The following is a 14,571-nucleotide window of genomic DNA, read 5'->3' as shown; positions in this document are numbered from 1 at the left end:
GTTCCGGACGGCCGGTACCCTTTCGGGATGAGCCAGCCCCTTCTGCCGGACGTGAGACGGCCCGCGAACGGCGGCCCGAAGGCCGCCGCCCGCAACCGCGCCGCTCTGATCGCGGCCGCCCGGGAGATCTACGCGGCACAGGGACTGGACGCCCCGCTCTCCGCGATCGCACGGCGGGCAGGGGTCGGGCAGGGCGTTCTGTACCGGCACTTCCCCGACCGGGACGCGGTGGCGACCGCGGTCCTGGAGGAGAACGTACGGCAGATCGAACAGGCCGCCGGGGCCGAGGACATGCTGTTCGCCGACGTACTCGGCGTCCTGACCTGGCACCTGACGGAGTCGGCGGCCTTCCTCGGCCTGTTGCACGTGCGCGCGTCCGTCGCCCGCTCCGGAGCGCTCGCACACGCCCTGACCCTCTCGGACCGGGTCGAGCGTGCCCTGCGGGAGCGCCTGCCCGAAGGGCACCGGCTGAGCGCGCAGAACGATCTCATGCTGGCCGTGGCCATGGTCTCCGGCGCCGCCGGCGGTCCCACACGTGAGGTGCGGGAGCGCCGGGCGGCGGCGGCCTGGGGGCTGCTCGGCGTCGAGGTGGGTCCGGTGCGGCCCTTCGAGGTCTGAGACGGGGCGTCAGAGACGGGGCGTCAGCCGCCGTTGGACTGCCGCACACCCTCCGCCAGGGCGTCGAAGGTGTACAGGTAGCCGCCGGCTGGTCCGCTGACGGTCATGTACGCCTTCGTCCCGCCGGGGGTGATCGCCACGTTCGTCGCCGACTCGAGCCCACGGGCACCGGCCGGGATCTCGACCGTCGCGAGGCGCTCGCCGTGCTTGTCGTACACGGCCATGGCGGCGCGGCCGTGCAGCGCCTGGTAGAGGTTGCCGTCCGCGTCCACGGCGATCGAGTCGGTCTGGGCGATCCCGGCGTCCACGCGGATGGCGGTGTGCCGGGAGGCCAGCCCGCCCTTTCCGTCGAGACGGAGGTAGGAGATCCGGTTCTCGGTGAGCTCGCTGATCCACAGCCCCTGGTAGTCCGTGTCGAACGAGATCCCGTTCACCGAGGCCAGTCCCCCGGCCAGGACGGTGGCCTTCGCACCGTCGCGTCCGATGCGCACCACCCGGGCGTGCGCGTCGCCGGCGGACAGGCTGCGTGAGTCGCTGACGTACAGGTTGCCCTCCTCGTCGAACGCGATGTCGTCGGGGTTCATCCGCGCGCCGTCCACCTCGCCGGAGAAGAAGGTCCGCGGGTCACCGCCGCCCGGGGCCAGGCTGACGATCTCGCCGTGTGCGTAGTCGGTGAGGTAGAGCCGTCCGTCGTACGGGCTGAACTGGGCCGAGGTGTAAGCCCCCCGGCCGTCCGTGTGGAAGGCGTGCGACTTCTTCTTCCGCACGTCGACGCGCATCACCTTGGGGTTCCCCTCGGGTGCGGTGACGTCGACGACCATCAGGTCGCCGTTCTCGTCGAAGGTCGGGCCCTCCAGCAAGGTCATCCCGGTCTCTTCGTGCACCTTCGTCAACTGCATGACCTGGTGGGCGCGGATGGTCCTGTCCGAGCCGACGGGGGCTTCGCCGCCGGCGGAGGCACTCGTCTCCGTACCGCATCCGGTGAGGGCGAGGGCGCCGAGGGCGGCGAGTACGGCAAGGGACCGGACCGGGGATCGTCGCATGGGGGGATCACTCTTCCTGTCTGCGGGTGGCGAGAGGGCCGCCGACCGGAGGCCGACGGGCCCGAGCAGGGGTGAGGAGACGTCCTGTGCGAGTGTTTCCGGCCACCCGCACAGGCAACCGGACATCGTTGTCCGGTCGTTGCTACGGTAGCTGATGGCCGTTCAGCCCAGGGCGGCTGACCGATTGGAGTGACACCCCCACATGAGCACCACTCAAGCGCCGGCCCCCGACGAACTCGCCGAACTGAGGCGGCGCTACGACCTGGAACGCGAGCGGCGCGTACGGCCCGACGGAGCACGCCAGTACCTCGGCACGGACGCCGAGTTCGGCTACTACGCCGCCGATCCGTACGCGGGGGAGCCGGCCGCGCGCGAGGCACTGCACGACACCGTGGACGTCGCCGTGATCGGCGGCGGGTTCGGCGGGATCCTCTCCGGGGCGCGGTTGCGGCAGCAGGGCGTGGAGCGGGTCCGGATCGTCGAGGCGGGCGGCGACTTCGGGGGCACCTGGTACTGGAACCGCTACCCGGGCATCCACTGCGACATCGAGTCGCACGTCTATCTGCCGATGCTCGACGAGACCGGGTACGTGCCGGAGTGGAAGTACTCCCCCGGTGAGGAGATCCGCCGCCACGCCATGCGCATCGCGCAGAAGTACGACCTCTATCCGGACGCCCTGTTCTCCACCGCGGTCACCTCGCTCACCTGGGACACGGCGTCCGAGACGTGGATCGTGGCCACCGACCGCGGCGACGCGTTCCACGCCACGTACGTCGTCGCCGCCACCGGCACGCTGACCGAGCCGAAGCTGCCCGGGATACCCGGGATCGAGACCTTCCGGGGCCACACGTTCCACACGTCGCGCTGGGACTACGCCTACACCGGCGGCACCCCGGACGGCGGCCTGACCGGCCTCGCCGGCAAGCGCGTGGGCATCGTCGGCACCGGCGCCACCGGCGTCCAGGTCATTCCGATGCTGGCCGAGGACGCCCGGCACGTCTACGTCTTCCAGCGCACCCCCTCCAGCGTGGATGTGCGCGCCAACCGCCGTACCACCGCGGAGGACGTGGGCGCCGACCGTGACGGCTGGGCCCGGGAGCGCCGCGAGAACTTCCTGCGCATCGTCTCCGGCGAGGCGGCCGAACGGGACCTCGTCGCCGACGGCTGGACCTCCTCGGCCGGCCTCCTGGAGAAGCTCCTGCCGAGCTTCGGCCGCGAGGGCGAGGGCCCGGCCTTCGAAGCCGCGTACGAGGTGGCCGACGCCGCGAAGATGAACGAACTGCGCACCCGTGTCGAGCAGAGCGTCACCGACCCCGGTACGGCGGAGAAGCTCAAGCCCTGGTACCGGTACGCCTGCAAGCGCCCCACCTTCTCCGACAAGTACTACCCGGCGTTCAACCGCGACAACGTCTCCCTGGTCGACACCGCGGACACCCACGGCATCGAGCGCGTCACCGAAAACGGTGTGGTCGTCGGCAGCGACACCTACGAACTCGACTGCCTGATCTTCGCCACGGGATTCTCCGTCGGGGTCTCCGGCATCCACTCCGGCAAGCTTCCCGTCCACGGCCGGGACGGCACCCAGCTTCTGCACGCGATGGCCCAGGAGGGCCCGCGCACGCTGCACGGCTTCACCAGCAACAACTTCCCGAACCTGATCCGGATGGGGTCTCTGCACAACGCCAGCAGCGTCAACTTCACGCACGTCCTCGACGAGCAGGCGGTCCACGCCGCCGCCCTCGTCGCGGCGGCCGAGGCCGGGGACGCCCTCCTGGAACCCTCACGCGAGGCCGAGGACGCATGGATCTCCGTCATGGCCAAGGACGCGCCCGACCACGAGTGGTTCCACGCCGGGTGCACCCCCGGCTACTACAACCGTGAGGGACTCGGCCGTCCGAACTCCCCGAGCGCCTACCCCCACGGCGCCGTCGCCTTCCACGAACTGCTGAAGCAGTGGCGCGAGGATTCCGTCGACGAGGTTCTGCGGCCCAGGACCGCCCCGCGACCGGTGACCCGCACCGAGAGCCTCGTCCCCGACGGGAGCGGCGGCTGACGGAACGAAGCCGACCGCCGGAGCGGGAAGCCGGTCCCGCCCCGGCGGACCGGGGGTCAGACGTCCTCAACCCCGGCGGTCGCGTTCCTGCTCCAGCAGGGCGTCGAGATCGCGGAGCCGGTCCAGCCCCCGCACCGCCTGGGTCATCCGCGCGTTGCGCTCGAACCGGTCGCGGTGGCGGTGCAGGAGATTCCAGTACCCGGCGGTGAATGGGCAGGCGTCCTCACCGACCCGTACGGACGGCTTGTACCTGCAGGGGCCGCAGAAGTCGCTCATGCGGTCGATGTACGCGCCTCCGGACGTGTAGGGCTTGGTGGTCATGCGGCCCCCGTCCGCGTACTGCGACATGCCCACCACGTTCGGGACCATGACCCAGTCGTAGCCGTCGACGAAGCTGCGGTGGAACCAGTCGGTGACGGCCCCGGGCGCCCACCCTCGCTGCAGGGCATAGCTGCCCAGGATCATCAGGCGCGGAATGTGGTGCGTCCAGCCGGTGGTCCTGACCTGCTCCAGGACGTGGGTGAGGCAGTTCGCCTCCGTGCCGTCCGGGGACAGTTCCGTGAACCAGTCCGGCAGCGGCTCCTGATGGCCCAGGGTGTTGCTCGCGCGGTACCGCTCGCCGAAGTACCAGTAGACGTGCCAGACGAACTCACGCCATCCGGCGATCTGTCTCACGAATCCCTCGGCGCTGTTGAGCGGCACATCGCCGGACCGCCACCGCGCCTCCGCCCGTTCGACGCATTCCGCGGGGTCCAGCAGGCCGAGGTTGAGCGACGAGGAGAGCAGGCTGTGGCTCATCGTCGTGTCCCCGGCGAGAACCGCGTCCTCGTACGCTCCGAACGAGGCGAGCCGGTGCTCCACGAAGCGGCGGAGGGCGGCCAGCGCCTCCCGGCGGGTCGCGGGGAACGTGCGGGGTGCGTCCTCACCGACGAACTCGACGTCCCCTTCACGCGACCAGCGGTCGAGGTCGGACCGTACCTCGGCGTCGATGTCGCTCTCCCGGGGGCGGTAGGCCGCAGGAAGCCCCAGGTCGCTGACGCCGCGCGGCGGGGGCTGCCGGTTGTCGTGGTCCAGGTTCCACCGGCCGCCGACGGGACGGTCGCCCTCCATCAGCAGGTCGTGCGTCCTGCGGACCCAACGGTAGAAGTCCTCCTGCCGGAGGTGCTTCTCGCCGCGGCCGTCCGCCCAGCCCCTGAACTCGTCGTGCGTCACGAGAAAGCCGCGCGCCGGCAGGACGCTCACGGATGGCAGCGAGCGCACGAAGGCGTGGGCCGCGTGGGAGGTGGGATGGTGCACGGTCACCGCGCCGTCCCCCACTGCCTCACGCAGGCCCTGACGGTAGGTGTCCGCCTTGACGTACCGCACGCGGTCACCGAGCTCGGCGGCCCGATGGCGCATCGCGGACAGGACCAGGTGGGCCTTCGCACGGTGGAACCGCCGCCGTCGGAAAACGCTGCGGGCCTCGACCATGAGCAGCGGCGCGTTCCGCTGCGGGCCGCCCAACGCCGGATCGACGAAATGGGGACCGAGCTGATCGCCGAACAGCCAGTGGGTGGCGCCGGACTCCTCCTCAGCCATTGCGAGCGCTCCCTCGACGAACCATCGCCCGGCCGGCGTGCGGCGCGGCACTTTCCCTCACAGATCAAAACGCACGCCGGCGCGGATGGCGCCCGGCACACGCCGGGGGCCGCACTTCGCCATCCCGCGACTCGTTCGAGGACCCGGCAGCAGAGGCCCGCGTCCCGCGGCCCGACGACCACCCGGTGCTCTGCTGGTGGCTCCCCGCCTTCTGGCGCCTCGACCACCCGGCGTCATGACCTCCCGCATCGAGAGACTCGTCCAGCAACTCGACGGCGAGGCCGAGGCGTCCTACGACGCTCGCGCGGAACTGGTCCGGATCGGCTCCGCAGCCGTCCCCGCCACCGTCGAAGGGCTGCTCTCCCTCGGCAGCTTCGGGCAGCTGACCGCCATCGAGGTCTTCGAGGGGGTGGCCGACCCGAGCTGCGGACCCGCTCTCGTAGGGCTGCTGGACAGCGACAACCCGACCGTCCGCGAGTGGGCGGCCATGGCTCTGGCAACCCTGGAGATCGAGGGCACGGGCGCCCCCTTGCGCCGCGCCTACCGCGCCTGCCTGGAACGGGCGACGCCACCGGACTGGAGCGAGCCCGCGGGAATCCGCTGGGCTCTGACCGAACTCGGCGCCCGTACCCCGGTCATCCCTCCGCTCACCGCCCGCCTGGGCGACACAACCGACCCGGGCGGCCTTTGCCGGCCTTCCGCAGCCTTCGAAGAGGTCATCAACGACCTTGCCGACCACAGCCAGGTAATCCTGTACTCCCAGTTTCTGCAGGTGGAAGGCGAGCGGACGTACTACGTCTCCTACACGGGCCCCGACTGGCAGGTCGACTGGGCGGCACCCTGGGAGGAACTGGTCGAGGAAACACGAACGCATTCCCTGCTGGAAGCCACCGAAGCACCGGTCGGCAAGGACATCTTCGTCACGCCCACCTGGATCGACCGTACCGACCTGCACCCGGAGAGGTGACCCATGCCGTTCCAGCACCCCGAGGAGATCGGCTACGGCCACGTGATCGAGCGTTACGTGACGAGGAAGGACTCGGACCACCCGCACTACCGCGACCTGAAGAGCGGTCGCGTCCTGCGGCCCGGGTGGCCACACGCCGAACGATTCACGCGTCAACTCATCGACGACGCACGCACGATCACCGACGCCGAACTGGAGGCAGTCCTCGGCTACGAGTGGCGCTCACGCTTCACCGCCGCCTGGCTGATCGGCGTAGGCCGACGCGCCACGTTCCGCGAACGCATCGGCGGCCTCCTCCTGGCCGGCGAGTTCTGCTTCTCCGGCGGCGCCTACTGATTCGCCCTGGCCCGCTTCGGCACCCACGCGGACGCCGAGGTCCTCGCCTCGTACCTGGACCACTACCTCCCCCGCACGGACCTCCGCTACGACCGGCCCGCCGCCCTCGGTGCCCTCCTCCGCCTCGACGCCCACCTCGGCACCCGACACGCCGACCGGTTCACGGAGCCCGACGGCCTCTGGGACCGCTGGGTCCAGGCCCTCGCGCACCTCCAGGGCGACCCCGGATACACCCCCGCCGCGCAGCGACGCCGGACCGATGTCCAGTGCGACTTCGCCGACGGCTGGGTGTCCGTGACCTGAGCCCGTGTCCTGCTTCCGCATGCTCATGAGGCAGCGAGGGCTGTGGCGAGCGTCGCAGCGGACAGGCCCAGGAACAGCAGCGCACCGCCGAGCTGATGGTCGCGCACCCGCAGGTGGGTAACGACTGCGCCGATGAAGTAGAGGACCAGGCCCGCCGCAGCCGCGACCCCGAAGGGCCGTACGACCAGGCCGGCCAGCAGGCCCACCGAGGCCGCGCCCAGACAGGCGCCGAGTGGGTACATCCAGGACACCGGCACCTGGAGCCGCTCCGCAATGGCAACGATCTTGGGGTGTCGGGTGAAGTCCATATAGGCGCCGATGCCCGTCGCGGTGGCGGTCAGCAGGGTCAGGACGAGATAAGCGGGATACATGAGGGTCCTTTCCGGATCACCTCCACCCTCGCGGGCCCCTACCGTGGCGGTCCAATACCTGCGTCCATAGCCTGATGGCATGGATGTGGACACCCGCCTGCTGCGTTACTTCGCCACCGTGGCCGATGAGGGCAACATCACCCGTGCCGCGGAACGCCTGTTCATGGCGCAACCCTCCCTGACCAAACAGATCAAGCAGCTCGAAGTGAAGCTGGGCGTGCAGCTCTTCATCCGCTCGCGAACCGGCATGACCCTCACCGGCCCGGGCCGGGCACTGGCCGATCGTGTGCCGGTCCTGCTGGACGCGCTCCACGACGCGGTACGGGAGACCAAGGCCGCCGCGAGCCGGGCGGAGCGGATACTGCGGGTCGGCATCATGGGCAGCGGGGCCAACGAGGCGACCCCCGCGATCATCTCGGCGTTCGGCGACCTCCGACCGGGCTGGCGGGTGGAGCTGCGGCAGGGCGTGTGGTCCGAGCCGACGGCAGGGCTGGCTGACGGCGGCGTCGATGCCGCGCTGCTGTATCTGCCCTTCCCCGGCCAGGAACGCTTGCGGGTGACCGAGCTGTTCACCGAGCCTCGCTGCGTGCTGCTGCCGTCCGGTCATCGGCTGGCGGACCGGGAGTCGATCGCCTTCCGGGAGCTCTGGGACGAGCCGTTCGTGGCCTCCCCGCCGGAGGCCGGCGAATGGCGCGACTGGTGGCTGGCGACCGACGCACGCGAGGGCAACCCGCCCTGCATCGGCGCCGAGACGCGCCACCCGGACGACTGGCTGAACGCCATCGCCAACGGCTACGGCATCGCACTCGCCCCATCGGCGGCCGCCCGGTACTACCCCCGCCCCGGCATCACCCAGCGCCCCGTCACGGGCGTCTCCCCCTGCACCGTCGCTGTCGTCCGGCCCCTGGCCGCCGGCGACAACCCCGTCGTCGAGGATTTCGTCGACTCGTGCCTGACCGTGCTCCGACCACGGTGACGACTCCGATCCGGGACGCGCCACGGGCACCGCCTCGCGGCCGCGCTGATGGACGGTCGTCCGTAACAGTTCCCCTCAGAGCTCCAAAACTCTTACGGAATCCCCTTGCCCAATGGTCAAGAATCGTTGACCATTGGGCGCATGCCTGCTGAAGACCTTCCCGAGACGTTTCACGTCACCACCGACGAGCAGCTACGCGCCGTCTCCAACCTCACGCGTCACCGGATCATGGCCGTGCTCCGCTTCGAGCCGGCGACGATCACGCAGATCGCCGAGCGGCTGGGGCTCGCGAAGGGGAGTTCCAGCTACCACGTGCGCCTCCTGGAGCGGGCCGGCCTGGTGAAGGTGGTGCGGACGCGGAAGGTGCGAGGGGTCACCGAGCGGTATTACGCGATGGCCGCGCGGGCGATCGTGCTGCCGGATCCGGGCGAGGGAGGCCCGGATGTGCTGATGCGGCAGGCGGTGGCGGACCTGGAGGCCGCACCGGTGGAGGGCGAGCGGCACGTACGGATGGCGCATCTGCGGCTCACCGGGGAGCAGTTCGCGGAGCTGGGGGCGCGACTGGAGGCGCTGGCGGACGAGTACCAGGAGCTGTCCGATCCGTCGCTGCCGGACGTGTCGCTCGCCTTCGCGCTGTTCCGGCCGGCGCCGCGCGAGCAGGCCGAGGGGAGATCCAAGTGACACCCAAGGCAGGGACGTTGCCGGTCGGGTTCGGTCGGCTGTGGACCGCGCAGACGGTGTCCTCGTTCGGCGACGGGGTGACGCATGCCGCGCTGCCTCTGCTCGCGCTGGCGTTGACGCGGGATCCGATGGCGCTCGCGGTCGTCACCGCCGCAGGGACGCTGCCATGGCTGCTCTTAGGGGTGCTCGGCGGTGCGCTGGTGGACAGGTGGGACCGCCGGCGCACGATGTGGGTCGCGGACGCGGCGCGTGCGGCGCTGCTCGCGATACCGGCGGTGGCCGCCGCGCTCGACGTGCTGAGCATTCCGCTGCTCGCGGCCGTCGCCTTCCTGCTCGGCCTCGGCGGGCTCTTCTTCGACACGGCCGCCACGGCCTATCTGCCGGATCTGCTCGGCCGCGACCCCGCACTCCTGGCGCGCGCCAACTCCCGCCTGCGCGGCGCCCAGACCGCCATGTCCGGCTTCGCGGGGCCGCCCGCGGGCAGTGCGCTGCTCGCGCTGGGACGGGCGGTTCCGCTGCTCGCCGACGCGGTGTCGTTCGCGCTCTCCGCACTGCTCGTACGGTCGCTGCCCACCGCGCCCCGGCCCGTACCGCAGGCCCGCGAGTCGCTGCTCCACCAGGCGCGGGCCGGGGCCTCGTACGTCTTCCGGGACCGGCTGCTGCTCGGGCTCGCACTCCGTCCCGCGGTCGGGAACGTCGCCTTCCTCGCGGTGGAGACCGTACTCGCCCTCTTCGCGCACGACCGCCTCGGCATCGACACGTTCGGCTACGGCCTGCTCCTCACGGCGGAGGCCACTGGCGGCCTGCTCGGCGCGGGCATCGCTTCCTTCCTCGGCCGACGGCTCGGCACCGGCGCTGCGCTGACCTGCACGGCCGCGGTCGAGGGACTGGCCGTCCTGGGGCTTGCCGCCGCCCCGAATCCCTACGTGGCCGGGCTCGCGCTCGCCGTCTGCGGGGCGGGCATGGGCGCCACGATGGTGCTCGCACCCTCGCTCCGGCAGGCGATCGTCCCGCCCCATCTGATGGGCCGGGTCGCCTCCACCTCACGCATGCTCGCCATGTGCGCCGCCCCGTTCGGCGCCTTCCTCGGCGGCTGGCTGGCCGGCACGTACGGCGTGCGCACCCCGCTCTACACAGCCGGCGGCCTCCTCCTGGCCATGACCGCCGTCACGGCGACCATGACCAGCAACCGCCGGGTCGAGGCGGCACTGCGTGGCGCCGCCTCGACCGACCGTCCAGGTCACCCGGATTCCGAGGAGCCCGTTCAGGAGGACGCATCCGCGCCGTCGTGACGCTTTCCGACAACGCCAGGGGCCCGACCCCGGAGAGTCGGACCCCTTTGATCTGGGCTCCCACCTGCGGAAACGCTGGTGCTGAAGATCCCATCCAGCACGCAATCCAGCAGGGTGATACGTCATCCAGCCCGACCTGGGGCCCGCCCGAGGTCAGTAGCCGTTGGGTACACATGAGATATCTGGCACCTTTTGGGCGTATGACGCAGATGCCCATGGAGTCCATCCGCGACGTCCGCGCACACTTGGCAAGGAGACGCTGGCGCGAAGTGAGTGAGTACCGCACCGTCTTCCACCCGGAAGCCCGAGCCGAACTCCGCAAGGTTCCGCGCGACACCGATCTCCGCATCCTGACCAACGGCGAACTGATCATGTGGGTCATCCGCGTCGGACACCGCGCCACGATCTACGACACCTGAATCGCCCCGCCGGGGAATCAGAAGGTCCAGCACCCGTCCGGTACGGGAAAATGAAGGGGTCCACCTCCGAGGAGGCGGACCCGTTCCGGCCTGCACGCTTGACGAGATGCCTCACGCACTCATCGACGCGACTACACGTTGAAGCGGAACTCCACCACGTCGCCGTCCTGCATCACGTAGTCCTTGCCCTCCATGCGCGCCTTGCCCTTGGCGCGGGCCTCCGCGACCGAGCCCGTCTCGACGAGGTCGTCGAAGGAGACGATCTCCGCCTTGATGAAGCCCTTCTGGAAGTCGGTGTGGATCACACCGGCCGCCTCCGGAGCCGTGGCGCCCTTCTTGATCGTCCAGGCGCGGGCTTCCTTCGGGCCTGCCGTGAGGTAGGTCTGGAGGCCCAGGGTGTCGAAGCCGACGCGGCCGAGGGTGGCCAGGCCGGGCTCCTCCTGGCCCATGGACTGGAGGAGTTCGAGGGCCTCGTCGTCGTCCAGCTCGATCAGCTCGGACTCGATCTTGGCGTTGAGGAAGATGGCCTCCGCCGGGGCGACCAGGGCGCGCTGCTCGTTCTTGAAGTCCTCGTCGACGAGCTCGTCCTCGTCGACGTTGAACACGTACAGGAAGGGCTTCGTCGTGAGCAGGTGCAGCTCGTGGAGCAGGCGGCCCTTCTCGGTGCCGGCCGTGATGCCCTGGGAGAAGAGCGTGTCGCCCGCCTCGAGGATCTTCTGGGCCTCCTCGACGGCGGCGAGGACCGCGACCTTGTCCTTCTGGAGGCGGGCCTCCTTCGTCAGACGCGGGACGGCCTTCTCGACGGACTGGAGGTCGGCGAGGATCAGCTCGGTGTTGATCGTCTCGATGTCGTCCTTGGGCGAGACCTTGCCGTCGACGTGGACGACGTTCTCGTCCTTGAAGGCGCGGATGACCTGGCAGATCGCATCGGACTCGCGGATGTTCGCGAGGAACTTGTTGCCCAGGCCCTCACCCTCGCTCGCGCCCCGCACGATGCCCGCGATGTCGACGAAGTCGACCGTGGCGGGGAGCAGCTTCTGCGAGCTGAAGATCTCGGCGAGCTTGTTCAGGCGCGGGTCGGGGACCCCCACGACGCCGACGTTCGGCTCGATGGTGGCGAACGGGTAGTTGGCCGCCAGCACGTCGTTCTTGGTCAGGGCGTTGAAAAGGGTCGACTTGCCGACATTCGGCAGGCCGACGATTCCGATCGTGAGCGACACTTTGGCGACTTCCTGAAGTGAGGAGAGGGGCTGTGCGGGCGGGCCGGGGGTGGACCGATTCTCCAGTTTACGGGCGGGGCCGGTCGGCCCGTCACGGGTGCGGGGACGGAGGCCGGCCGGGGGCCGAACGGGCCTGTTTCGGCCGTGCGGTATCGAACGCAACGCCAAGGTCACCCAAAACGCGTGTCCAACGCCCGAAAGAGTGCACCCGGCGTCCTAGGTTGTCGGGGTGGACCAGCACAGGACACGTATCCCGCAGCGCACCCAGCCCCCGCAGGGCCGGCCCGCACCGCCCGGCGGCCTCGGCGAGGCCACGGGTGCGGCCGGCTATCCGGTGGGGGTCGCGGTCGCCCCGGCGCCGGCGGCCGGTCCGGGTCCCGGGCCCCGGCGCGGGGCCCCGCCCGTGGTCCTGGCGCTGCGCAGATTCCCCAATCCCCGGCTGACCGGCATCGGCGCCGGCCTCTTCGCGGCCCTGGTCATGTTCCTGTTGGCCTGCGCGGACCGGCTGCTCTTCGGCGGCTCGGAGCTCGTGTACGGGCTGCTCTTCCTGCCCGTCAGCGCCCTGACCGCCCTCTGGGTCCGGCCCGCCGACCTGGTGACCGCCCCGATCATCGTGCCCATCGCCTTCGCGGTCGGCGTGATCCCCGTCGCCGGGGGCACCGGCGGCTTCGGCGGGCAGGCGATGGCCGTCGTGACCGCGCTCGCCGTCCAGGCGGGCTGGCTGTACGGGGGCACGCTCATCGCGGGTCTCATCGCGTCCGTACGGAAGATCCGGCATATGCGGGAGCGGCAGCGACACCTGGTCAGGGCCGACCGGGCCGACCGCCGCCCCCGCGCCTAGACGCTACTTGCCGGCAGCCGCCATCGCCGCACCGACGATGCCCGCGTTGTTCTGCAGCTGGGCCGGGACCATCTCGGCCCGCACGTGTTCGATGAGCGGCAGGAACTTCTCCGCCTTGCGGCTGACGCCCCCGCCGATGATGAAGAGCTCGGGCGAGAACAGCATCTCCACGTGGACCAGGTATTTCTGCACCCGGTGCGCCCAGTGCTTCCAGCTCAGGTCCTCGTCCTCCTTGGCCTTCGTGGAGGCGCGCTTCTCCGCGTCGTGACCGTGCAGCTCCAGATGGCCGAGCTCGGTGTTGGGGACGAGCTGCCCGTCGGTGAAGACCGCGCTGCCGATGCCCGTACCGAACGTCAGCATGATCACCGTGCCCTTGCGGTCGCGGCCCGCGCCGAAAGTCATCTCGGCGACACCGGCCGCGTCGGCGTCGTTGAGGATCGTGACGGACCGCCCGATACGGTCGCTGAGCAGCGCCCGGGCGTCCTTGTCGATCCAGCCCTTGTCCACGTTGGCCGCGGTCCTGGTGATGCCGCCGGTGACGACTCCGGGGAACGTGATGCCGACCGGCCCCTGCCAGTCGAAATGGCCGATGACCTCGGCCACACCGTCGGCCACGCTCTCGGGCGTGGCCGGGTGAGGTGTCAGTACCTTGTGGCGCTCCTGCGCCAGCTCTCCGCGGTCCAGGTCCACGGGCGCACCCTTGATCCCCGAACCGCCGATATCCACACCGAAGATCTCCATGTGATCCACGGTACGGGCAGGTGGCGAGGATCACTCCCCGGAAGGGCGAACCGGCGGGTGCACCCGGGTCGCCCGGCCGGGGGCCGGGCAACCCCCGGTCACTGGGCGGAGAGCGCGGCGGCCTCGGCGCGCAGGTCGCGCCGGAGCTCCTTGGGCAGCGAGAAGGTGATCGACTCGTCGGCCGTCTTCACCGTCTCGACGTCCGCGTAACCCCGCTCGGCCAGCCACTCCAGCACGCCGTCGACGAGGACGTCGGGCACCGAGGCGCCGGAGGTGAGCCCGACGGTGGTGACGCCCTCCAGCCACGCCTCGTCGATCTCCGCGGCGAAGTCCACGAGGTGGGCGGCGGGCGCGCCGGCGTCCAGGGCGACCTCGACCATGCGGATCGAGTTGGAGGAGTTCTTCGAGCCGACGACGATGACCAGCTCGGCGTCCTCGGCCAGCTTCTTCACCGCGATCTGACGGTTCTGCGTGGCGTAGCAGATGTCGTCGCTCGGCGGGGAGAGGAGGTTCGGGAACTTCTCCTTGAGCGCGCCGACGGTCTCCATCGTCTCGTCGACGGAGAGCGTGGTCTGGGAGAGCCAGACGACCTTCGACTCGTCGCGGACCTCGACGTTCGCCACGTCGTCGGGGCCGTCGACCAGCGTGATGTGGTCGGGGGCCTCGCCGCTCGTGCCGATGACTTCCTCGTGGCCCTCGTGACCGATCAGGAGGATGTCGTAGTCCTCCTTGGCGTAGCGGACGGCTTCCTTGTGGACCTTGGTGACCAGCGGGCAGGTCGCGTCGATCGTGGCGAGCTTGCGCTCGGCGGCCTCGGCATGGACGGTCGGGGCGACCCCGTGCGCGGAGAACATCACGATGGAGCCCTCGGGCACCTCCGCGGTCACGTCGACGAAGATCGCGCCCTTCTTCTCGAGGGTCTGCACGACGTACTTGTTGTGCACGATCTCGTGACGGACGTAGACCGGGGCACCGTACTGCTCCAGTGCTTTCTCGACGGCGATCACGGCGCGGTCCACGCCCGCGCAGTAGCCACGGGGCGCTGCGAGCAGGACACGGCGGGCAGGAGAAGCAGTCATGCGTCCCATCGTAAGGCCGTACCGAACAGGCGCCGGGCCGACGGGGTCGCGAG

The 14,571-nt window shown here is 70.5% G+C and carries 14 protein-coding genes and 1 pseudogene; 9 read left to right on the top strand and 6 right to left on the bottom strand.

Annotated elements, in window-relative coordinates; translation table 11 throughout:
• Positions 1-27 precede the first annotated feature (27 nt).
• Positions 28-618, top strand: a complete 591-nt coding sequence (locus tag OG379_RS25075) for a TetR/AcrR family transcriptional regulator (protein WP_405665264.1) — start codon at positions 28-30, stop codon at positions 616-618.
• A gap of 23 nt (positions 619-641) precedes the next feature.
• Here the strand turns inward: OG379_RS25075 and OG379_RS25070 are convergent, their stop codons facing one another.
• Positions 642-1,661: an SMP-30/gluconolactonase/LRE family protein gene (locus OG379_RS25070; RefSeq protein WP_405665263.1), complete on the bottom strand. Its 1,020-nt coding sequence runs from the start codon at positions 1,659-1,661 to the stop codon at positions 642-644.
• Positions 1,662-1,863: 202 nt separating this feature from the next.
• Here OG379_RS25070 and OG379_RS25065 point away from each other — a divergent pair, with 202 nt between their 5' ends.
• The gene (locus OG379_RS25065) at positions 1,864-3,714 is read left to right on the top strand and encodes a flavin-containing monooxygenase (RefSeq protein WP_405665261.1); all 1,851 of its coding nucleotides are present in this window, start codon (positions 1,864-1,866) and stop codon (positions 3,712-3,714) included.
• Positions 3,715-3,780: 66 nt separating this feature from the next.
• Here OG379_RS25065 and OG379_RS25060 read toward each other — a convergent pair whose 3' ends face one another.
• On the bottom strand, positions 3,781-5,292 hold the full coding sequence (locus OG379_RS25060; RefSeq protein ID WP_405665259.1) for a cryptochrome/photolyase family protein: 1,512 nt from the start codon (positions 5,290-5,292) through the stop codon (positions 3,781-3,783).
• Between the two features lie 235 nt (positions 5,293-5,527).
• On the opposite strand from OG379_RS25060, the gene OG379_RS25055 reads away from it, so the two are divergent.
• Together OG379_RS25055 and OG379_RS25050 are read left to right on the top strand one after the other, a co-directional pair.
• Complete coding sequence (locus OG379_RS25055; protein WP_405665258.1) at positions 5,528-6,259, top strand: HEAT repeat domain-containing protein; 732 nt, start codon at positions 5,528-5,530, stop codon at positions 6,257-6,259.
• 3 nt (positions 6,260-6,262) lie between these two features.
• A pseudogene (locus OG379_RS25050) lies at positions 6,263-6,898 on the top strand (DUF6000 family protein).
• 23 nt (positions 6,899-6,921) lie between these two features.
• On the opposite strand, the gene OG379_RS25045 reads toward OG379_RS25050, so the two are convergent.
• The gene (locus OG379_RS25045) at positions 6,922-7,269 is read right to left on the bottom strand and encodes a DoxX family protein (RefSeq protein WP_405665257.1); all 348 of its coding nucleotides are present in this window, start codon (positions 7,267-7,269) and stop codon (positions 6,922-6,924) included.
• Positions 7,270-7,348: 79 nt separating this feature from the next.
• On the opposite strand from OG379_RS25045, the gene OG379_RS25040 reads away from it, so the two are divergent.
• From OG379_RS25040 to OG379_RS25025, 4 genes are all read left to right on the top strand, one after another.
• Positions 7,349-8,245 (top strand): LysR family transcriptional regulator, encoded by an 897-nt coding sequence (locus tag OG379_RS25040; RefSeq protein WP_405665256.1) that lies wholly within the window; start codon positions 7,349-7,351, stop codon positions 8,243-8,245.
• Between the two features lie 141 nt (positions 8,246-8,386).
• Positions 8,387-8,926: an ArsR/SmtB family transcription factor gene (locus OG379_RS25035; protein WP_405665255.1), complete on the top strand. Its 540-nt coding sequence runs from the start codon at positions 8,387-8,389 to the stop codon at positions 8,924-8,926.
• 17 nt (positions 8,927-8,943) lie between these two features.
• On the top strand, positions 8,944-10,218 hold the full coding sequence (locus tag OG379_RS25030; RefSeq protein WP_405668635.1) for an MFS transporter: 1,275 nt from the start codon (positions 8,944-8,946) through the stop codon (positions 10,216-10,218).
• 269 nt (positions 10,219-10,487) lie between these two features.
• On the top strand, positions 10,488-10,637 hold the full coding sequence (locus OG379_RS25025) for a hypothetical protein (protein ID WP_405665254.1): 150 nt from the start codon (positions 10,488-10,490) through the stop codon (positions 10,635-10,637).
• A gap of 131 nt (positions 10,638-10,768) precedes the next feature.
• Here OG379_RS25025 and ychF read toward each other — a convergent pair whose 3' ends face one another.
• Positions 10,769-11,857, bottom strand: a complete 1,089-nt coding sequence (ychF, locus tag OG379_RS25020; protein ID WP_393764458.1) for a redox-regulated ATPase YchF — start codon at positions 11,855-11,857, stop codon at positions 10,769-10,771.
• A 229-nt stretch (positions 11,858-12,086) separates the two neighbouring features.
• On the opposite strand from ychF, the gene OG379_RS25015 reads away from it, so the two are divergent.
• On the top strand, positions 12,087-12,698 hold the full coding sequence (locus tag OG379_RS25015; RefSeq protein ID WP_405665252.1) for a DUF6542 domain-containing protein: 612 nt from the start codon (positions 12,087-12,089) through the stop codon (positions 12,696-12,698).
• 3 nt (positions 12,699-12,701) lie between these two features.
• Here OG379_RS25015 and ppgK read toward each other — a convergent pair whose 3' ends face one another.
• Together ppgK and OG379_RS25005 are read right to left on the bottom strand one after the other, a co-directional pair.
• Complete coding sequence (gene ppgK, locus OG379_RS25010) at positions 12,702-13,439, bottom strand: polyphosphate--glucose phosphotransferase (RefSeq protein ID WP_405665251.1); 738 nt, start codon at positions 13,437-13,439, stop codon at positions 12,702-12,704.
• A gap of 98 nt (positions 13,440-13,537) precedes the next feature.
• Positions 13,538-14,527, bottom strand: a complete 990-nt coding sequence (locus OG379_RS25005) for a 4-hydroxy-3-methylbut-2-enyl diphosphate reductase (protein WP_393764463.1) — start codon at positions 14,525-14,527, stop codon at positions 13,538-13,540.
• Positions 14,528-14,571: the final 44 nt, after the last annotated feature.

This window comes from Streptomyces sp. NBC_01166, from assembly GCF_045039765.1.
Taxonomy (GTDB): domain Bacteria; phylum Actinomycetota; class Actinomycetes; order Streptomycetales; family Streptomycetaceae; genus Streptomyces.
This window is presented reverse-complemented; position numbering and strand designations above follow the sequence as displayed.

Coding starts and splice junctions, on each gene's coding strand:
- OG379_RS25075 (WP_405665264.1), top strand. CDS start 28: ATGAGCCAGCCCCTTCTGCCGGACGTGAGACGGCCCGCGAACGGCGGC.
- OG379_RS25070 (WP_405665263.1), bottom strand. CDS start 1,661: ATGCGACGATCCCCGGTCCGGTCCCTTGCCGTACTCGCCGCCCTCGGC.
- OG379_RS25065 (WP_405665261.1), top strand. CDS start 1,864: ATGAGCACCACTCAAGCGCCGGCCCCCGACGAACTCGCCGAACTGAGG.
- OG379_RS25060 (WP_405665259.1), bottom strand. CDS start 5,292: ATGGCTGAGGAGGAGTCCGGCGCCACCCACTGGCTGTTCGGCGATCAG.
- OG379_RS25055 (WP_405665258.1), top strand. CDS start 5,528: ATGACCTCCCGCATCGAGAGACTCGTCCAGCAACTCGACGGCGAGGCC.
- OG379_RS25045 (WP_405665257.1), bottom strand. CDS start 7,269: ATGTATCCCGCTTATCTCGTCCTGACCCTGCTGACCGCCACCGCGACG.
- OG379_RS25040 (WP_405665256.1), top strand. CDS start 7,349: ATGGATGTGGACACCCGCCTGCTGCGTTACTTCGCCACCGTGGCCGAT.
- OG379_RS25035 (WP_405665255.1), top strand. CDS start 8,387: ATGCCTGCTGAAGACCTTCCCGAGACGTTTCACGTCACCACCGACGAG.
- ppgK (WP_405665251.1), bottom strand. CDS start 13,439: ATGGAGATCTTCGGTGTGGATATCGGCGGTTCGGGGATCAAGGGTGCG.
- OG379_RS25005 (WP_393764463.1), bottom strand. CDS start 14,527: ATGGGACGCATGACTGCTTCTCCTGCCCGCCGTGTCCTGCTCGCAGCG.